At 40.4% G+C, this 23,613-nt stretch carries 14 protein-coding genes and 1 tRNA gene; 8 read left to right on the top strand and 7 right to left on the bottom strand.

Going from position 1 to position 23,613, the window contains the following annotated elements:
- The first annotated feature begins 1 nt into the window (after position 1).
- The 3 genes from rimO to J2X77_RS03980 all read left to right on the top strand — a co-directional run bounded on the left by rimO (position 2) and on the right by J2X77_RS03980 (position 6,697).
- Positions 2 to 1,339 carry a 30S ribosomal protein S12 methylthiotransferase RimO gene (rimO, locus tag J2X77_RS03990; RefSeq protein WP_209577035.1) on the top strand — a complete coding sequence of 446 codons (1,338 nt, stop codon included), beginning with the start codon at positions 2 to 4 and terminating at the stop codon, positions 1,337 to 1,339.
- A 327-nt stretch (positions 1,340 to 1,666) separates the two neighbouring features.
- On the top strand, positions 1,667 to 3,256 hold the full coding sequence (gene bshC / locus J2X77_RS03985; RefSeq protein WP_209577036.1) for a bacillithiol biosynthesis cysteine-adding enzyme BshC: 1,590 nt from the start codon (positions 1,667 to 1,669) through the stop codon (positions 3,254 to 3,256).
- Positions 3,257 to 3,517: 261 nt separating this feature from the next.
- Positions 3,518 to 6,697, top strand: coding sequence for a carboxypeptidase regulatory-like domain-containing protein (locus tag J2X77_RS03980; protein ID WP_310079193.1), 3,180 nt, complete (start codon positions 3,518 to 3,520; stop codon positions 6,695 to 6,697).
- A gap of 160 nt (positions 6,698 to 6,857) precedes the next feature.
- On the opposite strand, the gene ctlX is transcribed toward J2X77_RS03980, so the two are convergent.
- The gene (gene ctlX / locus J2X77_RS03975) at positions 6,858 to 7,808 is read right to left on the bottom strand and encodes a citrulline utilization hydrolase CtlX (RefSeq protein ID WP_209577038.1); all 951 of its coding nucleotides are present in this window, start codon (positions 7,806 to 7,808) and stop codon (positions 6,858 to 6,860) included.
- A 545-nt stretch (positions 7,809 to 8,353) separates the two neighbouring features.
- On the opposite strand from ctlX, the gene gcvP reads away from it, so the two are divergent.
- Positions 8,354 to 11,227, top strand: coding sequence for an aminomethyl-transferring glycine dehydrogenase (gene gcvP, locus J2X77_RS03970; RefSeq protein WP_293880126.1), 2,874 nt, complete (start codon positions 8,354 to 8,356; stop codon positions 11,225 to 11,227).
- Positions 11,228 to 11,481: 254 nt separating this feature from the next.
- Positions 11,482 to 12,309, top strand: a complete 828-nt coding sequence (locus J2X77_RS03965; protein WP_293886946.1) for an N-acetylmuramoyl-L-alanine amidase — start codon at positions 11,482 to 11,484, stop codon at positions 12,307 to 12,309.
- A gap of 200 nt (positions 12,310 to 12,509) precedes the next feature.
- Here J2X77_RS03965 and J2X77_RS03960 read toward each other — a convergent pair whose 3' ends face one another.
- From J2X77_RS03960 to J2X77_RS03935, 6 genes are all read right to left on the bottom strand, one after another.
- Positions 12,510 to 13,823, bottom strand: coding sequence for a nicotinamide mononucleotide adenylyltransferase (locus J2X77_RS03960; protein WP_209577041.1), 1,314 nt, complete (start codon positions 13,821 to 13,823; stop codon positions 12,510 to 12,512).
- Positions 13,824 to 13,901: 78 nt separating this feature from the next.
- Positions 13,902 to 14,444 carry an NUDIX hydrolase gene (locus J2X77_RS03955; protein ID WP_209577043.1) on the bottom strand — a complete coding sequence of 181 codons (543 nt, stop codon included), beginning with the start codon at positions 14,442 to 14,444 and terminating at the stop codon, positions 13,902 to 13,904.
- Positions 14,444 to 16,180, bottom strand: coding sequence for a phospho-sugar mutase (locus J2X77_RS03950; protein WP_310079190.1), 1,737 nt, complete (start codon positions 16,178 to 16,180; stop codon positions 14,444 to 14,446). The genes J2X77_RS03955 and J2X77_RS03950 overlap by 1 nt, the downstream gene beginning before the upstream one ends.
- 32 nt (positions 16,181 to 16,212) lie before the next feature.
- Positions 16,213 to 16,896: a hypothetical protein gene (locus J2X77_RS03945; RefSeq protein ID WP_310079188.1), complete on the bottom strand. Its 684-nt coding sequence runs from the start codon at positions 16,894 to 16,896 to the stop codon at positions 16,213 to 16,215.
- 17 nt (positions 16,897 to 16,913) lie between these two features.
- Positions 16,914 to 17,678, bottom strand: coding sequence for an enoyl-CoA hydratase/isomerase family protein (locus J2X77_RS03940; RefSeq protein WP_310079187.1), 765 nt, complete (start codon positions 17,676 to 17,678; stop codon positions 16,914 to 16,916).
- Positions 17,679 to 17,713: 35 nt separating this feature from the next.
- The gene (locus J2X77_RS03935; RefSeq protein WP_310079185.1) at positions 17,714 to 20,398 is read right to left on the bottom strand and encodes a TonB-dependent receptor plug domain-containing protein; all 2,685 of its coding nucleotides are present in this window, start codon (positions 20,396 to 20,398) and stop codon (positions 17,714 to 17,716) included.
- 121 nt (positions 20,399 to 20,519) lie between these two features.
- Here J2X77_RS03935 and purD point away from each other — a divergent pair, with 121 nt between their 5' ends.
- From purD to J2X77_RS03920, 3 genes are all read left to right on the top strand, one after another.
- Positions 20,520 to 21,794 carry a phosphoribosylamine--glycine ligase gene (purD, locus tag J2X77_RS03930; RefSeq protein ID WP_310079183.1) on the top strand — a complete coding sequence of 425 codons (1,275 nt, stop codon included), beginning with the start codon at positions 20,520 to 20,522 and terminating at the stop codon, positions 21,792 to 21,794.
- An 87-nt stretch (positions 21,795 to 21,881) separates the two neighbouring features.
- A tRNA-Glu gene (locus J2X77_RS03925) sits at positions 21,882 to 21,953 on the top strand.
- Positions 21,954 to 22,267: 314 nt separating this feature from the next.
- Complete coding sequence (locus tag J2X77_RS03920; protein ID WP_209577054.1) at positions 22,268 to 23,578, top strand: site-specific integrase; 1,311 nt, start codon at positions 22,268 to 22,270, stop codon at positions 23,576 to 23,578.
- The last annotated feature ends 35 nt before the right edge of the window (positions 23,579 to 23,613 follow it).

The following is a 23,613-nucleotide window of genomic DNA, read 5'->3' as shown; positions in this document are numbered from 1 at the left end:
TATGAAGACAAAATACGCGAAACCAGCGCCTTTGATCGATAAACCACGTGTCAACGTGGTGACTTTGGGCTGTTCGAAAAATATTCACGATAGTGAAGTTCTGATGGGCCAGTTGAAAGGCAATCAGATGGAAGTTGTTCATGAAGCATCCAATATACAGGCGAATGATATTGTCGTGATCAATACCTGCGGTTTTATTGATAATGCGAAACAGGAATCAATTGATGCCATCTTGCAATATTCAGATCTAAAAGAACAGGGAAAAATCAATAAAGTGATCGTTACTGGCTGTCTTTCAGAACGGTATAAACCAGAGTTGCAGTCTGAAATCCCCAATGTTGATGCTTTTTTCGGTACGAACGATTTGCCGGATCTATTGACGTCCATTGGTGCCGATTATCGGCACGAATTGCTCGGTGAGCGACTATTGACAACACCTTCTCATTTTTCTTATTTTAAAATTGCCGAGGGGTGTAATCGCCCATGTTCTTTCTGCGCAATTCCTTTAATGCGTGGTAAGCATGTTTCCAAATCCATTGAAGATCTTGTGAAAGAAGCTAAATTCCTTGCTTCGAACGGTACCAAAGAATTGATTTTAATAGCGCAGGATCTAACTTATTATGGCCTCGACATCTATGGAAAGCGTAATCTTTCTGATCTCATGCGTCATTTATCTGATGTCGATGGTATCGAATGGATCCGACTGCAGTATGCCTATCCTTCGGGGTTTCCAATGGATATTTTGGACGCCATGAATGAACGTTCAAATATCTGTAATTACTTAGATATGCCACTGCAACATATATCTGATCCGATGTTGAAGTCTATGCGCAGAGGTACAACAAAACAGAAGCAGATTGATCTTGTCCATGCAATACGTGACAAAGTTCCGGATATCGCCTTGCGTACAACATTAATTTGTGGTTATCCAGGTGAAACTGAACAGGACTTTCAGGAGATGTTAGACTGGGTTGAAGAGACTCGTTTTGACAGGTTAGGTTGTTTTACTTATTCTCACGAAGAAAAAACACACGCACATACTTTGGAGGATAATGTACCTCAGGAAGTAAAAGAGGAGCGTGTCGAAGCGATTATGGAGTTGCAGCAAGGGATTTCGTATGATATCAATCAGTCTAAGGTTGGTCATACCTATAAAGTGCTGGTTGATCGTATAGATGGTGATTACTTTATTGGCCGCACAGAATACGACTCCCCAGAGGTTGACAATGAGGTCTTGATTCCTGCTGCAGATTCTTATGCACGTATTGGTGATTTTGTTCAGGTAAAAATTGACCGTGCCGAAGATTTCGATCTATATGGGCAGATTGTAAGGAAATAGTTTTATTAGCTTATATTTGATATTAAAACAAATGGGTCTCCTTTGAATAAAAGGGAGACCCATTTGTTTTTCACGGCAATTGTCAGTAAAATGATATAATTTAAAAGCAGCACAGGCTTTTTGTGAAAATTCAGTATTTTGTCGGGGCAAACTCGATACATTTGTACGCATACAATCCCGATTTAAAACGCTATATAGCTGTTTAAAATCAGGGTCATGACAGCCTGTTGGCACTATTGGGACGATAAAGAGAACCTGCTATTTCAGGTTACTTTAGGAGATTTTCTTTATCGATTGACAATAACAAAAGATTAACACAATTTGCAGATGAAGGCAACTTATATTGAATATAGTGAAACAAATAGTTTCTCCAAGACTTTATTGGCTTATTTAGCACATGATGAAACATTAAAACCTTTTGTTGGAAATTGGCCTACCTGGGCTGGTTTTGAAAAGCAACTGGACGAAAAGAGGCCATTTGAATACAGGAAGATTCTCGTTGAACGCCTTCAAAAGCAATATGGCGAGCTATTAGAGAATTCTCCTAATGTGGCTGCCAATATAGAACTGTTGCTCGACCAGAATTCCTATACGATCACTACGGGGCATCAGCTCAATATTTTTACTGGACCCTTGTATTTCATTTTTAAAATCATGACAGCGATACGTTTGTCAGAAGATTTGAAGGAGAAACATCCCGATAAAAATTTTATTCCAGTCTATTGGATGGCGACTGAAGATCATGATTTTGAAGAAATCAATCATACCAAAGTCTTTGGGAAGAAAATCAGTTGGGATACCCCGGCTGTTTCTGCTACCGGAAGAATGGATACAACGACGATTGTTGACGCCGTGAAGCAGTATACAAATATTTTAGGGCTTTCAGAAAACTCTACTCGGCTTACACGCATTGTGGAAGAAGCCTACCTAAACCACAATCGTTTAGCAGATGCAACCCGATATATGGTCAATGAGCTGTTTAAGTCATACGGTCTTTTGATTATTGATGCGGATGATCGGGAATTGAAGGAACTGTTTAAGCCGATTATTAAGGAAGATATCTTCTCTGAAAATAGCTTTAAGGCAATAACTTCTCGATCGGAGGAGTTGGAGTCACAAGGTTTTTCTACTCAAGTACATGCACGTGAAATTAATTTCTTTTATTTAACGGATGAATTTAGAGAACGCCTAGTGCTAACTGCTGACGGTCGATACGAAGTATTGCATCAGAATATTTATTTTACAAAGGCGGAGCTGGAGCAGGAAATCGAGCATTATCCCGAGCGTTTCAGTCCCAATGTGGTTATGCGGCCGATGTATCAAGAAATTATACTTCCTAATCTTGCTTACATTGGCGGTGGGGCCGAAATGGTCTATTGGATGCAATTAAAGTCTAACTTTGACCAATATCAGATCGATTTTCCAATTTTGATACCACGCAATTCTGCGATGATAACAGACGATAAAATAGCGGCTAAATTATTTCGCGTTGATCTTACGTTTAAGAGTATCTTTCGTTCAGCAGATGTGCTGAAGAAGGAATATGTACGGCGCCATACCAAAGAACGTCTGAATCTCAATGACGAATGGATGGAGCTGAATGCCATTTTTGGTAAGATAAAGTTGCGAACCCATAAAATTGATCCAAGTTTAGGACCGAGTACAGAGGCGGTAAAAGCACGGTTAAAAAAAGCGATCAATAATTTAGAAAAAAAACTGTTGAAAGCCGAGAAACGAAATCACCAACATGCTTTAACCGACATCGATCATGTTAAGGAAAAACTCTTTCCGGGCGGAGGACTGCAGGAAAGATCTGAGAATTTCGCTTTACTTTACATTAAACATGGTGATAACCTCTTTAAGGATCTTTACAAATATTTTAATCCTTTGGATTTTAAGTTTACGATTTTGTATTAGGAAGTCAGCTTCGGCTGACTTTTTTCTGAAGTGTTTTTATGTTATTGGCGACAAAGAACCTTCCATTTAATTTCTGTTGGTATTTGCGTGATAAGGAAGGTTTTACTGCACGTTCCGATAGCACTTTATTTGTTGGAAAACTGATTGCATTCTAGGTATACATCCTTTAAAATGTTTTGTTTATAATTTCATAATATTTCGTTTAGTTTCTGTTAATAGTTTCAGTTTAGTTTTGCTTTCATTATAAAAATCAACAACTAAATGAAAGAATTTCTACTCACAACTTGTGCTGTTGCGCTTGGGACCGGTCTTTATGCCCAAACGACGCAAGCAGGGTTTTCCGGAAAGATCACAGACGAGCACAACAAAGGGGTTCATGGTGCTTCAATTGAAGTGCGTAATGAATCAACAGGCTTTACAACGAAGACATCCACCAATGCAAATGGCGATTTCAACTTTAAGGAATTACCTTTAGGTGGTCCATATACAATTAAAGTCACTTATATAGGATATGGGGAACAGGTTCGTTCGGGATTTAATTTAAATCAAGGAGATATTGTCCGCCTGATCATTCCTATCCAAAATACGTCAAATGTATTAGAAACGGTTGAATTAACAGGAATAAGTACGCTAAAGAATAAAATCGAGAACCTAGGTGCTGCTACCGCGGTTACAGCAAAAGATATAGCGAAATTGCCTGTCAACGGTCGCAATTTTACTTCGTTGATGGATCTATCTCCTTTAAGCAAGGGAGATAATATAGGAGGCCAGCTGGGGTCATCTACCAATTTTACCATTGATGGTATGAATGCCAAAAATCCGACTTCTGCAGGTTCGACAACCAGCCGTAGTGGCGCTCCTTTCTCCATTTCAATAGAAGCCGTTCGTGAATTTAAAGTGGTTACCAATCAGTATGATGTGACTTATGGAAGAGCTGGAGGGGGAACAGTGAGTGCGGTGACTAAACAGGGGACAAATCAAACGCACGGAAGTGCATGGCTTTATTCGAGGGCGGATTGGTTATCCAGTCCATACGATATTAGAGGGAATAAACGGAGTAATGATTTTTCAACGTATCAATATGGGTTTACATTAGGCGGTCCGATCATTAAAGACAAATTGCATTATTTTGTAGCTTGGGATCATCAGCGCGATGCCCGCCCCTTGATTATTGCCGATATCAATTCTGAAGCCGATGAGAAGAGATTTAATGTGACAAACTCGACCTTGGATGAGTTTGTCTCTATTGGACGTAAAAAATACGGATTGGGGAATGAGCGTCAATACGGCGCATTTGATAAGAAGCGAGGGTCTGATGCGATTTTTGGACGAATTGACTGGCAGATCAATGAAAATAACCTATTGACGGTCCGAAATAACTTCACAAGTGACAACAATAAGTTGGGCTTGCAGGATAATAAACCAATAACCTTGTATGAGTCTTATGGGAATGACAAAAACATTGATAATAGTCTATTGGCAACTTTGCGTACGACCATTTCCCCTAAGGTAACTAATGAATTGAAAGTACAGCATCTCTATACCTATCAGAAAAGTAGTCCGGGAGATCTTTTACCAAGTCAAAATATTCCCCGTGCAATTGTAGAAGATGCAGTCTCAAAAATAGCTGGAGAAGATAAAAAGACCACACTGCAATTGGGTGGACATCGTTTTGCGCAGGAATCATTTAAAAACAATGTATTTCAGCTCGTTGATAATATTTATTATAGTACCGACAATATCAATTATACCTTCGGTGTCGATTTGATGTATACCCATGCAAACTCCATTTATGGAAGTGAGGTTAATGGTCGCTTTCACTTTAGACCGAGTGATGGAAAGACGGCCATGCAAAACTTTGACGACATGAAGCCATATGCTTACTATCGTGAGGTTCCTTTGGTAAGTGACCCAGCTGTGGCCGGTAAGATATTTAATGCCGGTGTATATGGGCAATTACAAACGAAGTTGGCGCAGGGATTGGATCTAGTTGCTGGCCTAAGGTTGGATTACGGACATTATCCGACTTCTCCACTAAACGAAGAATTGCTGAAAGAAGTGGGTATTCGTACAGATCATAAGTTAAAATCCTTTGTGGTACAGCCTCGTTTCCAGATGACTTGGGATGTGAATGAAGAGCGAAAGGACTTTTTCCGGGTAGGAGCAGGTGTCTTCGCGTCTGATATTAACAATTATATGACCATCAACAATTTGACTTTCGATGGGAAGCATTTTGCGACGGTGGATGTTCGTGGAAGTGATGTGCCCGCACCTGATTTTGTGGGGTATAGAAAAGATCCGTCAAAAACACCAACCTTAGCACAATTTCAGGTGCCTACGATCAATACCTATGGACCTGATGCTAAAATTCCAGTAGTATACAAGGCCAATGTATCTTATACACATTTCTTTACTGAAAAGTTGAAAGCGAGTCTTTCAGGGTATATGAATTTAGGGCGTAACAACTACATGTATGTGGATCGTAACATGGTTCAGGATCCGTTTTTCAGATTGACGAATGAAGATAATCGTGGTGTGTTTGTTCCCGCAGCATCGATTGTTGACGGAGCACCGGATTGGAAAAAAGGACGGATTTCCAATAAATTCGGACGTGTACTGGAATTAAACTCTGAAGGAAAAGTGAATCAGTTTGCGGTTGTATTGGATGCAAGTTATCAATATTTCAAAGATGGATCTATATCCGTGAGCTATACCTGGAATGATGCCAAAGACAATACTTCTTTCAACGGAAACGTGGCGAATACAGCGACCTTATCGTTGGCTGTGAAAGACGATCCGCGCGATCTGAGCAAGATGAGTTATTCGAATAATCAGTTCCGCAACAAGATTGTAATCTATGGTACCTTGCCAACATTCTATGGCGTTAGTGTGGGGGTACGTTACTCAGGTATTGGTGGTACACGATATAGTTTATTGGCCGGAGGAAATATCAATGGAGACTTTGTGGCGGGAGACAATGATCTGGCCTTTCTCTTTGATCCCAACAGTCCCAATACGTCAAAACAGTTGATTACAGGGCTGAATAATTTGTTGAATAATCCAGAAGCGAGTCAAAGCCTTAAAGATTATATCAAAAAATATGAAGGAAAAATAGCCGAACGTAATGGTGGCGTAAATGGTTTTTACGGTTTAATTGACCTGAGAATTGCGAAAAAATTCAGTTTATATAAAAACCACGCATTGGAGATATCGGGCGATCTTTTCAACGTTGCCAATTTATTCAAAAAGACTTGGGGCGTCAATGAGTCTTTGGGTAATCAAAATCTATATGCTTTGGGCGGAAAGGACGCCGCCGGAGAGAAATTGATTCCTTTTGACGTTACGAAGCAACAGTTTAATTATAATGTAAACAACTCTGGTATCGTATCACCTTCGGGTAACCCGTATCAATTCCAATTGGGATTAAGGTATTCGTTCTAAAAGAATGAAAAATAGGGAACACTATGTTTTAAAAATAAAACGCACCTAGGGGCCGCTGATTGCTCCTAAGGGGCGTTTTATTTGTTTATTAAATAATCCTGATCAGGCAACAAGGGATTACTTAAAACGATTTGCCTTGGTGCATCATTATGCTCGAGGGCTAGCTCAGGACTTTTTCTTTTGGAAGAAAAACTTCGGCCATCATGTGGCGTACACTTCCGCCACCACATGTTTCGATCACGTGGAGATCCTGGTGAATAATTTTACCATGCTTCTCTAACTGCGCGGTTTGGTACAACGTCAGTGAGGATAATGCCTGATTGCTCAGGACAATAAAGCGATTCCCATATTTATTTCTCACCTGGAGGCAGTTTGCCGCAAAAGATTCAAGCTGGTTTTCATTGATCTCGATAATCTCCTTGCCTGTGTCTTTTAAACTCTTCAAGAGGGTGTTTAGTTCAGACGGATCGTCAATTGCCTGTGGACATAAGATGGCAAAATCTTCACCTACCGCGAGCACTACATTGGTGTGATAGATCGGTCTGCGCTGTCCATTGACCGTTTGAAAAGCATGGAATACAACCGGTGTATAGTTTTCGGTCCGGCAATATTCATCGAGCATATCGCGATCTGCCCTTTCTGACAAAGCGCAGTAGGCTACACGGTTGGCTCGGTCGAGGACAAGTGCGCCGGTACCTTCCAAATATTGTTTATTGTTTTCGGCATCACTCAAATCTTTGGTCAGTTTTACATAATAACCGTTCTGTTTCAATGGACCTTCGAAATCCAATAAATGTTCTTTTCGGCGATTTGGAGCGAACATGGGATAGAAGATTATTTTTCCATCCTGATGAAAGGATACAATATTGTTGGGAAAGATACTGTCGGGACTTTCTGATTTTTCGTCGTCCTGAATGACTGTCACTAATATGCCGTGTGACTTCAACTCATTTACTAGCGCATCAAACTCTCCTTGGGCTTCTTTATTGACCTCTTCGATGCTGAGATTTTCAATATCCCTTTGGAAGAAATTGTTGACTGTAGTCTGTTCATTTTTGCGGAAGACAGAGGGCCTTACCAAAAGGACGCTGTCTGTTACCTGTTTTCTCATGATTTATAATCGTTACTTCGCTGTTTATAATTGTTAAATAGAAATGATATTCATTTTTTTTTGATTATTTATCATTTGTCAAAAGAGGGGCTTCCCTCGCTGGATAATGGTTTCTTTGTTAAGATTTCTTGGCAAAAATTACCTATCGTTATTTCCAAGCCACTTTACAATTGGTACATATACTAATTTATTGAAAATTCATTGGCATTGCAAAAAAGAATAGGAATGTAGAGGAAAAAATTCATGGAGATTGCAGCAGATAATAGCACTTTTTTTAAAATTGTAGCAAGTGATCGGGCGGTTGTTTGTTATATTTATAATGATCAATCTTTATTGTTGTGTTTATTCTAAAAATAACGTATTAAACACAATCGATTGCATTTTAATAGTCGAGTAAAACTGACTTTTTATCCACTTTTTTGCTTCGTTTTCAGTCATTTATTTTGCTATCTTTGCTCATCCAAAAAACGACTGTTTATAAGAGAGTTAATTGCCTAATTATTATGTCGCTAACTATCATCTATAAGCGTTAACTTTTTGCACACATGAGCAATATACACTTCCAAGAAAAATTCGAAAATCGCCACAATGGCCCAAGTCCAGTTGAAGCGAATGAAATGTTGGCCAAATTAGGCGTTTCGTCAATTGACCAACTTATTGACCAAACGGTCCCTTCTCAAATTCGTGCTCCAAAACCTTTAAATCTTCCTAAAGCATTGTCTGAGGTCGCCTATTTAAAGCGTATTGCGGAAATCGCTGAGAAAAATAAAGTTTTTAAATCTTTTATTGGTCAAGGTTATTACGATGTAATCCTTCCGGGCGTAATTCAACGAAATGTATTTGAAAACCCGGGATGGTATACGCAGTATACTCCTTATCAGGCGGAGATTGCACAAGGTAGGTTGCAAGCATTGTTGAATTTCCAGACTGTAATTTGTGATTTCACTGGTTTAGAAATAGCAAACGCATCTTTGTTAGATGAAGCAACAGCTGCAGCTGAAGCTATGTTTATGCTGTATTCAGCCCGGAAAAATAAAGATGCAAATGTATTCTTGGTTTCTGATAATGCCTACACGCAGACGGTCGATGTATTGAAGACCCGTGCGTTGTCTTTTGGTATCGAGCTGAAAATTGCGGCTATTGCTGAATCAGAATTGACAGATGATGTATTTGCCGTATTTGTTCAATATCCTGCAGCTGACGGTTCCATTGTTGATTATAAGTCGTTTACAGCATCAGCTCACAGTAAAGACATTACCGTGTGTGCGGCGGCTGATTTGATGAGTTTAGCCTTATTGACGCCTCCGGGAGAATGGGGAGCAGATGTTGTTGTTGGTAATTCGCAGCGCTTTGGTGTGCCGATGGGATTTGGTGGTCCTCACGCAGCCTATTTTGCAACACGCGACAGCTTTAAACGTAACATCCCTGGTCGTATTATCGGTGTTACTTCCGATTCGAATGGCAAATATGCGTTGCGTATGGCTTTACAGACGCGTGAACAGCACATTCGCCGCGATAAAGCATCGTCAAATATTTGTACTGCACAAGCCCTTTTGGCCATTATGGCTTCTTTTTATGCCGTGTATCATGGACCTCAAGGAATTAAAAATATAGCATCACGCATCAATGCGTTGGCCAATCTGTTGGATCAAGCGTTACAATCATTGGGCTATAGCCAAATGAATACAGCTTATTTTGATACATTACGGGTAGACTTAGGTGCTCATGCAGGTGCACTGAAGTCAGAAGCGTTAAACAATGAATTGAACTTTTATTATAATGGTCCAGAAGTTTCAATTGCTATCGACGAAACAACGACTTATGAAGATATTAAAACGATCGTCAAAGTATTTGCTAAAATTCAAGGTAAAACATTGAATGATGTCGATTTCGATACATTGGAAGAAAACTTAGGTTCTTCAATCCCTGCCGATCTAGTACGTACTTCCGCCTACTTAACCCATCCAAACTTTAATAGCTATCACTCTGAACACGAGATGTTACGGTACATCAAATCGTTGGAAGCAAAAGATTTATCACTTTGTCATTCGATGATTCCTTTGGGTTCATGTACCATGAAATTAAATGCTACAGCGGAAATGGTACCCGTTACTTGGGCTAGATTCGGTGGTTTGCACCCATTTGCTCCAGCAGATCAAACTTCTGGATATATGCAAATGATTGGCGAATTGAATGATTGGTTAGCTGAGATTACAGGTTTTGCGAAGATGAGTTTCCAACCAAACTCAGGAGCGCAAGGGGAGTATGCAGGTTTGATGGTTATTCGCGCTTACCATGAGAGCCGCGGTGATCACGGACGTAATATCTGTTTGATCCCTGCTTCAGCGCACGGAACGAACCCTGCGTCTGCTTCTATGGCAGGCTTGAAAGTGGTTGTCGTAAAATGTGATGAATTTGGAAATATTGATATATCAGATTTAAGAGCGAAAGCAACTGAACACGCTGCAAACTTGAATTCACTGATGGTAACTTACCCATCTACACACGGTGTATTTGAAGAGTCTATTATTGAAGTCTGTGAAATTGTGCATGCCAATGGTGGACAGGTTTATATGGATGGAGCCAACATGAATGCACAGGTTGGATTGACAAGCCCAGGTCATATTGGGGCCGATGTTTGTCACTTAAACCTCCATAAAACATTCTGTATCCCTCACGGAGGTGGCGGCCCAGGTATGGGACCTATTGGTGTTGCAAAACATCTGGTTCCTTTCTTGCCTAACCACGAAGTGGTTTCTACTTCCGGTGAAGAAGGTATCTCTGCTGTTTCGGCAGCCCCATTTGGTTCGGCTTCGATCTTACTTATTTCGCATGCTTACATCTCCATGATGGGGGGCGAAGGTCTCACAAATGCAACTAGAACCGCGATATTAAACGCTAACTATATCAAAGCACGTTTGGAAAACGCCTATCCAGTACTTTATTCGGGTAAAAATGGACGTTGCGCACACGAAATGATCTTAGATTGTCGTGGGTTTAAAAACTTTGGTATTGAGGTTGCAGATATTGCAAAACGTTTGATGGACTATGGTTTCCACGCACCGACCGTTTCTTTCCCTGTTGCGGGAACATTGATGGTTGAACCTACCGAGTCAGAGTCTAAAGCTGAATTGGATCGTTTCTGTGACGCCTTAGTTGCTATTCGTGAAGAGATCGCTGCGGTTGAAACCGGGGCGGTAGACCGAGCGAATAATGTACTGAAACATGCACCACATACCGCTTCGGTTGTAACGGCAGATGAGTGGGATAGACCTTACAGTCGTCAAACAGCTGCATATCCGTTGGAGTATGTAAGAGAACGTAAATTCTGGCCTTCAGTGGGACGTGTAAACGATTCTCAAGGTGACCGTACATTGATCTGTTCGTGTCCCTCCATTGAAGAGTACGCCGAAGCATAATTTCGGATACTATATGAAAAAGGGCAGTCCAAAATTTTGTTGGACTGCCTTTTTTTATGCCATTTGATATGTAAGCTCAAATAACAGCCTTAACTTTTTACAACAAGCAACCATTTTTGTTCCTCAGGAGGAGAAGAAGGAGAAGGAGAAGGAGAATAAAATAAGATGTTGTGCGTCTGCAGCGCAACTGGATAAGGGGAATAAATTTGGTTTTGTTGGCAAATTTGTCTTAGTTTGTGCTGAAACATTTCAATATGAACATACTAAAGTTATCCCTCAATTTTTGTGTCGCGGCAGTATTCTTGACTTCCTGTGCAGGAGGAAAATACGCGAAGACTGAAAAGGTATATAAGAAGCAGGCAAAGGAGTTTTCAAAGCTGTACAAACAATCGCCTGTAACCGGTCAATTGGAGAAGGTGAATGTCAAAGATCAACAATGGATTGCATCGATTAATTTTGGTATCCGTAAACCCAATTTTGTCGTTATTCATCATACAGCTCAGGATTCATTAGGGCAGACCGTCCGCACATTTCATTCCGCGAAAGCAGGCGTAAGTTCCCATTATGTGGTCGGTAGAGATGGAAAAGTAGTGCAGATGGTCAATGATCTCTTTCGTGCGCATCATGCTGGATTAGGAAAATGGGGCAACGATACAGATCTTAATTCTTCTTCTATTGGCATTGAGCTGGACAATAATGGGACCACTGATCCTTGGACTGACGCACAGATAAATGCCTTGACGCAGTTGTTGACTTATTTAAAGACGACCTACAGAATTCCGCAGGCCAATTTCATAGGACATATGGATCTAGCACCAACTCGGAAAAACGATCCATCGCGTTTCCCATGGAAAAAGTTGGCCGATCAAGGCTTCGGTTTTTGGTATGAAGACTATTTAGAGACGCCACCAGCAGACTTTAATCCAAAAATGGCATTACGTATCATCGGATACGATGTGAGCAATGTCGATGCAGCAATTAAAGCATTTAAGATTCACTATGTCCAGCAGGATGTAAATACGGCGTTTTTGGGTGATAATGATCTTAAAATCCTTTATTCCATCTATAAAAAATTCTTATAGTCAGTGCCTAAGCATTTTTCTGACTTTTAGCTCGGAGAGCAGCCATTTGTATAAAATCGGACCGAATGATGTTGCTATTATCCACTTTGTCCGTTGTTGTCCTCCAATGATACATTTATTAGCGTCATGAAGGTTCAAAATAAAATAGCCCAATTGAATAAATTGGGCTATTTTATAACTTGTAATTAGTAGAACTCTTATTATACGGTTTTTACAAATTTCTCATCGTAATTTTCAATATCAATGATGTATCCATTTTTAATTAAAAATTCAAAAAGCGGTTTCGCTTCTTCAGAAACTGGCATATTATGCGTGGTAATAATCTTATTTTCTTTTTTAAGGAGGTAAGGATAGGCGTAGAGTTTCACATTTTTATTGAACATTCCCGAAATATAGGAAAGAAGCTCATTGGTGTATAGTTCTTTATTATAATTATCGGAATTGAAAATATTCTTTAAATTGTAAACGTTTGTTGCAATACCGATATTTTTGGGTTTAAAGTTACTTATAAACTCTGCCAAGTGATTGTTTCTTCTAAAGTTGCTGACGATAATATTGTTTCCTGTAGCACATAATTCATCCGCCCTAGAAGCAAATTCTTGCAGATCTTCATCAGTAATTTCATGTGTATCTTCCAAAACATTTCCCATCAGTACCTCAATTAATACAATAGTATCGGTGTCTGTTGCGCCGGTATTTTTTTTGAACTGTTCAACGGCAAGATTGAATAGATCAAAGTTTGGAAGTGATTTTTGACGGTATTTGGTACGGAGTAAAATAATGTTCTTTTTGTACAGGTAATCTTTGATTTGTACTGCTTTGCCATCTGGTTGAAATATTGCAGCTTTGGCAAACCCTTTTGCAATCAGATATAAATTGATGAGACGTTGGTTGACATTTTCAAAGAGTGGGCCGTTGAGTTTAACCAGGTCAATTTCTACAGATCCAACAGAAAGATTGTCAACTAATGATTCAATCATCGTCTGCACATTCTCTGCGTAATAATAAGCAGCAAATAATAGATTGACACCAATAATGCCTAAAACTTTTTGTTGCAATTGGTTGTCGCTGTCTAGCAGTCTGACATGGACAATGATATCATTCGTAGGACCTCCAACTTCATGTTGGAAGCGAAGTCCGATCCAACCGTGAGGTTCATTTGTCTTCGTGAAATTGAGTGTTGTTACGGTATCTGCAAAGGCAAAGAACTTTTTGTTACAGTATTTATCGCCATGAAGCCTTTGTGTAAGAAGATTGAACTCATGGGAGAGCATTTTTTTTACACGCGTTCTGCTGACATATCGGCCATCCGCTTCCTCACCATAAATTGCGTCACTAAATGCCATATCGTAAGCTGACATTGTCTTAGCAATTGTGCCTGAAGCGGCGCCTGCGTTGAAAAAGTTGCGTGCGACTTCCTGTCCAGCACCGATCTCTGCGAAAGTACCATAAATCTCTGGGTTTAGATTTATTTTCAAGGCTTTTCGCTTAGTTTCAAAAATTTCTCTTGCCATGATGCAAAGGTACAAAAATCAAAAGGCTAGTGAAAATTAAAGTATGAACGAAAAAAACAGAATAAAATTAGGCTTGTTTTATAACAAGCCTAATTTATTGAAAGCGTAGAATAAAGCACTAGCGTGTAATGCTTGACTGAATTTATTGTCCAGCAGCATTTCTTTTGCTTCTTCAAGCGGGATAAGGTAAACATCGATTTCTTCGTGTTCATCCAATGCCTGTTCCTGAACTTTTTTACCTCCTGTCATCAGATAGGTATAGGTAATATTGCCACTCGTTGCGGGGTTGGCATAAAGCGTGGCGATCTCTTCAATCTGGTCAAATGCATAGCCTGTTTCTTCAAGCATCTCACGCACAGCTGCATTCCTGGGGTCTTCTTCCGGCTCTGTAGTGCCCGCTGGAATCTCCAACGAAATGATGCCTGCTCCGTGTCGGTACTGTTTAATGACCAAGAGCTCATTCTCCTCAGTAATTCCGACCATGTTTACCCAATCGGGGTATTCCAGTACATAATAATGGTCGTTGATTCTTCCATCAGGGAGCTCACATGCATCTCTTCGCAACGTCGCCCAAGGTTCTTTACAGATATATTCAGAAGATAATAGCTTCCACTTTTCCATTAGTTTACAATATCTTTCATCATACGGTCGACCTTCTCTTCTAAAGCTTTTTGTACATCGGCATAGTCTGCGGTGTCCTTTAAGCTTTCTTTTACAGAACAATAAAATTTGATTTTAGGCTCAGTCCCCGATGGGCGTGCCGAAATGACATCACCCGCGACTGTTATGAACTGCAGCACATCCGATTTAGGCAACGAGATCGCAGTTTTCTCGCCGGTACGCATATCGGTGGTTTGGGACAGTTGATAATCACGGATCTCCTTAACCTGAACACCTCCGAGGCTAGTCGGTAAATTAGCGCGTAATCCCGACATCATCGCCTGAATTTCTTCGGCTCCAGCTTTTCCTTTTTTTGTCAAAGAAATTAGTTTTTCCTGGTAGCAGCCAAATTCCTTATAGATATCCATGAGTACCTCATAGACTGTTTTGCCTTTTGATTTGAAATAGGCGGTCATCTCGGCGAGAAAAGCACAGGCGTTGGGAGCATCCTTGTCGCGTACAAGATCACCGACAAGGTAACCATAGCTTTCTTCCCCGCCCGCCAGATAGTGTGCCGAATCGCCTAATTTGGTCATCAGTTCGCCAATATATTTAAAACCGGTGAGCGTTTCATAGCAGGGCACACCAAAATGTTCTGCAATGTCTGCCTCCAGGTTTGTTGTTACAATCGTTTTAACAATATATGGATTTGATCCCAGCTGCTTAAGATCACTTTTAGCGCTAAGGACGTAGTAGATCAATAAACTACCGATCTGATTACCGTTGAGCAGCTGAAACTGTCCCTGGTTATTTTTTACGGCAATTCCCACACGGTCAGCATCCGGGTCTGTTGCCAATACAAGATCAGCATCAATTTCTTCCCCTTTTTTCTTCGCTAAGGCCATGGCATCTTCCTCTTCGGGATTCGGATAAATTACCGTTGGAAAGTTGCCATCAGGCGTAGCCTGCTCAGAAACAACGGACACATTTTCAAAGCCCCAGGCTGCTAGCATTTTAGGAACAATGGTAATGCCGGTGCCGTGTATTGGAGAGAAAACAATTTTTAAGTCTTTTTGCGCTAATACAGCTTCAGGATGAATGCTTAGTTTTTTATTGGCGTCGATGTAGATCTGGTCGATTTCTTCCCCGACGGGAATGATATTTTGTGTATTTCCGTCAAATTTGATGTCATCGACTGAGCGGATTGCATTTACTTCATCGATTACATTTTTGTCGTGCGGGGCAGTTAGCTGGCAGCCGTCATTCCAGTAGGCCTTATAACCATTGTATTCCTTTGGATTGTGCGAAGCCGTTAGCATCACACCGCTCTGACAGCCAAAATGACGGATGGCAAAGGACAACATGGGAGTTGGTCGTAAAGACGTGAACAGATGCACTTTGATGCCGTTGGCTGCAAACACGTTGGCAACCAGCTGCCCAAAAGCCTGTGAATTATTGCGGCTATCATAAGATACCGCTACCTTGATCTCCTGGTCTGGGAACTGTTTTTTAAGGTAGTTGGACAGGCCCTGCGTTGCTTTACCAATCGTGTACTTATTCATCCGATTGGAGCCTACGCCCATAATGCCCCTCAAGCCTCCGGTTCCAAACTCTAGATCTTTGTAAAAAGAATCGGTAAGTTCTGTCTCCTCATTACTATCGATTAAATCCTGAACTTCCTTTCGAGTTCTTTCATCATAACTGGGGGTTAACCAATCTTCGATTTTCTTTTGTATGTCTTTATCTAAATTTTTCATTATCGTTAAGTTTGGCTAAAATGTACAAAGTATTATGCATCACATCCGGCATAGGCGCGGTCTATCACTGTAATAAACCATTTTTCGCCTTCTTTTGTTACATGAAAAACAAATGGTTCTTCGTGTTCATCAGAGGTCATGATGGCTCTATAACTTCTGGATTCTAAATTTCTTAGGCGCTGCATTTCAGTATTATTTATTTTGGCATCAAGAATTTCATTCATGAATTTTGCCGTTTGCGACAATTCATTCGGTCGAGTTTTTCTATCATAATAGAATCCGAGTTTGTCCCATTTCATCGTACCACAATCAAAAATAGGTAGTTTTCCTGACTTCAATGGTCCCTTGTATATTAACTTTTCATACGCGTGGTATTCCGGTACGGGTTTAGAAAAATTGAAACTGTTTTGATGGACATAAGAGTCTAGTGCGCCTGGGCGATAGATAATGTAAATCCCCAATTTGGGATGTACATACGAATTTATTGTTTTGCTGTCTTGTTCTGAATAAGCCTTTGCAAGTTTTTCGAGCACTTCTTCCAATGTTTCTGAGTTCTGTTTCTTTACTTCTTTTTCAAGAGTATCGCGTTTTTGTATCGTATCCACAGGAACTGAATCCTGAATGATTTTTACAGCTTTATCTTCTTTTTTGTTATTTCTACAGGAGATAGTTGCTGCTGTGAAACAAATAAGAATAAAGAAAAAGACATTTCTCATGATGATTTTGTTTTAAATTACTTCTTTGAAGTCAAGTTTTCGATGATTGACTTTAAAATAGAGCGTGTTGACGGAAGCCACCACTGTTCGAGAATACGCTGGATTGTCTCTTCTCTATTCTCGCGCAATTTAAGGATTATTTCCTTTCGGAAGTTCAGTTTTGATGTCGTCCAGGTTTTTTGGTTGAACTGTGTAATCTGTTTTATTTTTTTTGTTGCTGTATTGAAGAGTATATTTGACGGAACAATATCGTCTACAAGTCCCTGATTTTTGGCTTCTACCGGAGAAAGCAATTTCCCTTCGAGCAAATTCTGATACGCATCCCTTTTTCCGATCCAAAAAGCATATAGCTCAAATATACTTTCGGGGACGATGAGCCCGACAGGAATTTCATTGAGGCCAATTACAAAATTACCTTCGGCCATAATCCGGTAATCGCAGCAAAGGGCGAGTACGCACCCTCCAGCAGGGCTGTGGCCTGATATTGCAGCAACGAGCGGTTTTGGAAAGGCAGCTAAAAGTGATGTCGCTTCTAAAAATAAATTCCAGAACTCCCTAATTTGTTCTTCATCATATTGGAATAAAGTGATTAGATCGAGGCCTGCGCTAAAGAAGTTTTCCTTTCCAATCAATATGGTGCCATAGATAGCTTCATTCTGTTGGGATGCTTCCAATGTATTTATCAGCTCCTTCAGTAGTTGCGTGTCGATGGCGTTAGACTTTCCTCTGTCGAGGAAAATACTTAAAATATGATCGTCTATTGTGGTTTTAATATGTTGCATATTCTTGTTTTAAAGATAACGATTTGTATGCGCTGCTATTGTGGTTTTACCTCTATCAAATATTCGAAGTGCGCAATTTTTCCATCCATGCTTATTCCTTCTACAATTATTTTATAGTTCCCCGGTTCATCCGATGTGAAAAATTCAAACTGTGTTTTTCCGTCTTTGGAAGTAATCAGATTGGGTTCCCAGGCGATTGTCGTTCTTAGATCACGTCGTAGTTCATTTTTGTTTGTCACATCGTATTGAGGTTTGAAAAAAGTTCGGTTTACATGTAATCCCTTGGGTACAATTGTGACGATTCCTGTGGGGGTATAGGATGAAGAAAGCGCATCACCCGATTTGCTTGTTATCACAATCACACCATTTGCGCCATACATGCCATATATGGCCGTATTGCCGATACTACGAAGCACTTCTATACTTGCGATATCTGCCACATTAATCATATTAATTTGATCAGCTTCAATATACATGCCATCAAGGACAATTTGCATAGGGTTACCGCCATTTAATCCCATAGACCTTGTGCTATACGGAACACCATTTCGAAACATAACACCGACTAATCGTCCTGAAAGGCATTGTTCCAGTGTTGTACATGCGGAAAGATCTTCAGCGGATATGACTTGATCGGCGTTTCCCGGACCATTCAGGTTTCTGGAATTCTTGTCAGCTTTAGTTTTTCTTACCCTATTGACCTGAACCTCTTCCAATCGGATACTCTTCTGGATAATGCCTGCTGCTTCTAATTCGCCAAGAAATTGTTGACTATTTTTTAGTTGTGTAAGCAGATTGGTATTGATGTCATTAATCAACAGTGGTTGATCTTTACTTTTATTTATTGAAGGGTTAAGCGGTTCGTCGATGATAATATCCACTCTTTTTTTCTCCTTGGGACCATCGCCTGTTACAATAAACTTGACACTATCAGCAAAGAATAGCTCGTCAAAAGCAAACCGTCCATTTCCATCGGTCAGTGTATCTAAACTTAGCAACATGTTGCTTGTGGGTATAATGGTTACTTTAGCGTTTGGTACAACAGCCTTACGCGCCGTTTTCTTGACGGTTCCCGATACCGTAAGTCCTTTTTCTGGAAGAAACGATGTGGGCGCGGTATTTTCATAGCCTTTCCAATCCAATTTGCGCCAGCCTTGAATCAACATGAGATTGTCCAAATCATTAATTTTGATATTTGTTAAATCCTCGAAATAATAATTAGGGCGTTCGATAAAGCCGCGAAGATCAGCTTTCAGCAAGAGTTCAGAGACAATAGACGAATAATAGCGGTCTGTTGTAGAATCCACCTTATTCAGGTTGACAACCGAAGCCGAGAGTGCGGCAACTTTTGATGTGTCACGATCGTCGTAGTGGACGTTGAGGTTTGCGGTTACCTTATCGCGCGTCGTGAAGCTAGATTTATTGAGAGCTATTGAAACGGGCAGTAAAGTTGATTCGGTATTGTAGTTAAATACAAGCCTTTCTGCAAGGGGCGCCATTTGCGCGCTCAAAATGGTTAGCTGTAATACACCGGACGGAAGGTTTTTCTTCGGAATATTAAATAAGACCTCTGCTGCATTTAATTTTTGTTTGGCAGCATGGAAGACAAGACCATTATATTGCGCGACTAAATAAATTTCTTCGCCATTGACTAAATCATCCGTCGTGGAAAATTGGGCAGCAATCTTATCCTTTAGTGCTGAATTTACCGTTAGCACATACCCCGAGTTTAATACAGCGGGCAAAGAAGTGCTCGTTGAAGATCCGTCTTCAAAAAATGCCGTGGCTATGTATTTTTTTCCTGTCTGCAGCAGTAGGGGGATACTTCCCATTCCCAATGAATTAGTTTCAAATTCGGCAATGGTCGTTTGGTTTTCCTCCTTTACGGTTATTTTTGCCTTTTTTCCTAAGCCTTTAGGTGTGAGAGTTTTGAAGCCTGTTTTGCATAAGATGTTATTGACGAAATCACCACTCTCGGGGAAAATCTGTAGGCTATTTTGGCTGTTTGGGTCAGGGATAATAAAACTTTTTAACACACGTCTTTTGTCTAGAGAAAGGAATTGTAATGATAGCGTTCCCCCCTTAAAGTCATCTTTCAATTCCAGTGATATGGTGCCATTTTCATTTGATTTTAATCGCCCAGATTTTTCTTTGTTATTATTTTGTTGTAGGGTATAACTAATGTTGTTGTTGATTAGGGGCGCTCCTTGGATGGTTTTGAGATTGATCTGGAAGATGTTTTCAGTTCCGTTTTTAATGAGGCTACTTTTCGTCATTACATTATCCGATCGGCCATTTGTGACAGGAATGACACGCTCATAGAAATTAGCTGTCGAGTCATTTTGCATCCATCTGGTGAATGATCGAATTCGATAGGAGCCTTCCTCCAGTGTATCCGGCAAGTTGAGGTCTCCTATGCCAAGGCCGATTGTGACCGGAATTTTGATGCTTTTAATAATTTTATCTGTGGGTGAGATCAATTCTATATTGGCTATTTTACTGATATTGCTCAAATAGTTAAAAGGAGCTGTGGTGCAGTATAATTTGAACCAGATCGTTTCTCCTGCCGAATAGTCATTTTTATCGACATGGAGATAGATTTTTTCCTTCACATGATGTTCGTGGTAGGTTTCTAGCTTTTGTAGCGTTTGGTCGATCTGAGCCGGTGCCAATAAAGCGAATAATAGGAAATTTATTAAAAGCAGTAATTTAGGATACATATGACTAATGTTTTATGAAAATTAGAAAATATTTTTCCTTTAATCAATTTATAAATTAAATATTAGTCTTATTTAAAACCACTGATACCTTAAATTAGCATAAAAAAAATATCTTTGTGTTATGAATATCCTAATAATCGGTTCAGGAGGTCGTGAATCGGCCTTTGCCTATAAATTGTCGAAAAGTCCACGTTTAGATCAATTGTTTATTGCTCCAGGCAATGCAGGAACGGGTGCGTATGGTCAGAATGTAAATATTAAGGTTACTGACTTTGCAGCTCTTGCTACCTTCGTTCTGGAAAATAATGTGCACATGGTGCTGGTAGGTCCGGAAGAGCCTTTGGTCAAAGGTATTCATGATTACTTCTTAAACCGGGAAGATTTAAAGCATATCCCCGTTATAGGGCCACAACAAGAGGGTGCTCAGTTGGAGGGCTCAAAAGATTTTTCAAAGCAGTTTATGGATCGCCATGGTGTACCTACAGCAGCTTCGAGGTCCTTTGATGCGACATCATTGGACGAGGGGCTGGCGTATCTTGAAACGCAAAAATTGCCTATTGTGCTGAAGGCGGATGGTTTGGCTGCTGGTAAAGGGGTACTGATTTGCGAGACCCTCGAGGATGCTAAGGCTGAGTTAAAGGCGATGATTGCAGAGTCTAAATTTGGGGAAGCGAGCCGGGTTGTGGTTGTTGAAGAATTTTTAAAAGGAATTGAATTGTCAGTTTTTGTTTTGACAGATGGCAATTCGTATAAAGTGCTTCCTTCTGCAAAAGATTATAAACGTATTGGGGAAGGCGATACAGGTCTAAACACTGGAGGCATGGGGTCGATATCTCCTGTTCCTTTCGCGGATGAGACTTTTTTGAATAAAGTTGAAGAGCGCATTATCAGACCAACAGTAGAGGGACTTAAAAAGGATGGTATTCCTTATAAAGGGTTTATCTTCATTGGGCTGATGAATGTGGAGGGTGAACCTTATGTGATCGAATATAATGTTCGTATGGGGGATCCGGAAACTGAATCCGTATTGCCACGAATTGAATCGGATCTGTTGGATTTATTGGAAGGTGTTGCTCAAGGCAATTTGGATCAACGCTCTTATACCGTATCGCCTCAAACAGCCGTGACAGTGATGTTGGTTGCCGGTGGTTACCCCGGAGATTATGAATCTGGAAAAGAGATCACCAATATTGAAAATGTCAAAGAATCCATCGTATTTCAAGCAGGTACGAAAGAAGTAGACGGCAAGATCGTTACTGCAGGCGGACGTGTCATTGCCGTGACCACATTGCAAGATACGCTGTTTGAAGCCCTTCAACAGGCTACAGCAGATGCGGGCAGGATCTATTTTGAAGGAAAATACTTCCGAAGAGATATCGGTTTCGACCTTATTTAAAAAATATTTAATTTTTTTTTGGAATACTGATTTTAAGGTCTATATTTGCAACTCCAAAAACAACAATGTGATTGGAGTTGCCTAAAAGGCCCGTTCGTCTAGGGGTTAGGACGCAAGATTTTCATTCTTGAAACAGGGGTTCGATTCCCCTACGGGCTACACATCTAAAAGTCAAAACATACAAAAGCCTGCAAATTAAACATTTGCAGGCTTTTTTGTTTTTCAGTATCTACAAAACTTACACGTATTCCCAAGAAAAAAGTGAGTCATTCAGTGAGTCATTTTCGCTCGTTTGCTTACTCACTGAAATGGCGATAACATTCTAATAATCAGGATGTTTAAAAATCAAACATCTTGATCCGTTTTAGTTGCAAGGCTAATTTTGCATCGAGTTTCATTGTCTTTTTTCAATGGCGATGCAGAGCCTGTCCCGAAAGTCGGGACAGGGTTTGTTTCACTTAAATGATGTTGTCATGAGTACAAATTATTCCTTGCTCTTCTACTTGAAGAAACCAAAAAATCATGTTAGTGGCCCCAAGCCAATTTACATGCGGATTACTGTTGGTGGTATCCCAAAAGAAACTTCCACGGGACGAGAATGCGAGCCATCGAAATGGAATTCTAAAGCCAACCGCGCAAAGGGTACAACAGAAACTGTAAAGACCCTGAACAGTTACCTTGATACACTCGTAACTAAAGTAAGTGCGATCCATACTGCTATGGTGGCGGCAGGAGAAGAAATTACAGCGGAGTCCATTAAGTTGCGGTTTCAGGGAAAGGATATCAAACGCAAAAACTTCTTAGATGTATTCAGGGAGCACAACAACCAGATGGAAGCGCTTTTGGGCAATGGGTTTAAGCCCAATACGCTCAAAGGGTATAAAACCTCCTTTTCCCATGTTGGTGGGTACCTGGAAAAAGAATACAGGTCGCAGGATATCAACACAAGAAGGATTGACCATGCTTTCGTCACAGGATACGAGTTTTTTCTGCGTTCCACAATGGGCTGTTCAGCCGTGTCGGCTGCAAAGTACATGAAACACCTGCGCAAGATCATCAAGATCTGTATTGCACACCGCTGGATCACAGATGATCCATTTGCATTCTACAAGATCAAAGCGAAGGCGAAAGAGAAGGAGTTTCTAACAGATGCTGAACTTCGTAGGATAGAAGAAAAGGAATTCAAAATACCACGTCTTGCGCATGTGCGTGATATTTTTGTCTTCTGTTGTTATACAGGTCTATCTTATGCTGATGTAAAGAAATTAAAATGGATAGATATCGCAGAGGGTGTGGACGGGAAACTCTGGATCTTCACGAGCAGAGAGAAGACTGAAACATCATCAAATATTCCTCTATTGCCAAAGGCACTTGAAATTATTGAAAAATATCGTGATTATCCGCCCTGCGTAGCGAAAGATATGGTATTACCTGTTCTTAGTAATCAGAAAATGAACAGCTATATGAAGGAAATTGCCGATTTATGCGAGATTACCAAAGAGCTAACATTTCACAAATCACGCCATACGTTCGCTACCTCTGTTACACTTGCCAATAGCGTACCTATCGAAACTGTTTCCAAGATGCTCGGGCATACCGACATCAAAACTACGCAGCATTATGCGAAACTCTTGGACAATAGAGTTGCTGTGGATATGGACAGACTGGAAAGAAAGATCGAGAATAAACCGGTACCTGCAAATCAGGCTAAAATGGCTGAGCTATGTACTCCACAGGTTTTTACTTTCATAAAAGCAGGCCATAACGGAAGAAATATTGCTTAATCACAAAGTGAAGCGATACATCAGGTATCGCTTCT

The organism is Sphingobacterium sp. 2149, from assembly GCF_031455655.1.
Classification (GTDB): domain Bacteria; phylum Bacteroidota; class Bacteroidia; order Sphingobacteriales; family Sphingobacteriaceae; genus Sphingobacterium.
The sequence above is the reverse complement of the archived record's forward strand: the minus strand, read 5'-3'. Positions and strand labels throughout refer to the sequence as shown.

Bases quoted from the DNA above. Each gene is read 5' to 3' on its own strand.
- purD (WP_310079183.1), top strand. From the start codon at position 20,520: ATGAATATCCTAATAATCGGTTCAGGAGGTCGTGAATCGGCCTTTGCC.
- J2X77_RS03960 (WP_209577041.1), bottom strand. From the start codon at position 13,823: ATGGCAAGAGAAATTTTTGAAACTAAGCGAAAAGCCTTGAAAATAAAT.
- J2X77_RS03935 (WP_310079185.1), bottom strand. From the start codon at position 20,398: ATGTATCCTAAATTACTGCTTTTAATAAATTTCCTATTATTCGCTTTA.
- J2X77_RS03950 (WP_310079190.1), bottom strand. From the start codon at position 16,180: ATGAAAAATTTAGATAAAGACATACAAAAGAAAATCGAAGATTGGTTA.
- J2X77_RS03940 (WP_310079187.1), bottom strand. From the start codon at position 17,678: ATGCAACATATTAAAACCACAATAGACGATCATATTTTAAGTATTTTC.
- J2X77_RS03945 (WP_310079188.1), bottom strand. From the start codon at position 16,896: ATGAGAAATGTCTTTTTCTTTATTCTTATTTGTTTCACAGCAGCAACT.
- gcvP (WP_293880126.1), top strand. From the start codon at position 8,354: ATGAGCAATATACACTTCCAAGAAAAATTCGAAAATCGCCACAATGGC.
- J2X77_RS03965 (WP_293886946.1), top strand. From the start codon at position 11,482: ATGAACATACTAAAGTTATCCCTCAATTTTTGTGTCGCGGCAGTATTC.
- J2X77_RS03920 (WP_209577054.1), top strand. From the start codon at position 22,268: ATGAGTACAAATTATTCCTTGCTCTTCTACTTGAAGAAACCAAAAAAT.
- rimO (WP_209577035.1), top strand. From the start codon at position 2: ATGAAGACAAAATACGCGAAACCAGCGCCTTTGATCGATAAACCACGT.
- J2X77_RS03980 (WP_310079193.1), top strand. From the start codon at position 3,518: ATGAAAGAATTTCTACTCACAACTTGTGCTGTTGCGCTTGGGACCGGT.
- J2X77_RS03955 (WP_209577043.1), bottom strand. From the start codon at position 14,444: ATGGAAAAGTGGAAGCTATTATCTTCTGAATATATCTGTAAAGAACCT.
- bshC (WP_209577036.1), top strand. From the start codon at position 1,667: ATGAAGGCAACTTATATTGAATATAGTGAAACAAATAGTTTCTCCAAG.
- ctlX (WP_209577038.1), bottom strand. From the start codon at position 7,808: ATGAGAAAACAGGTAACAGACAGCGTCCTTTTGGTAAGGCCCTCTGTC.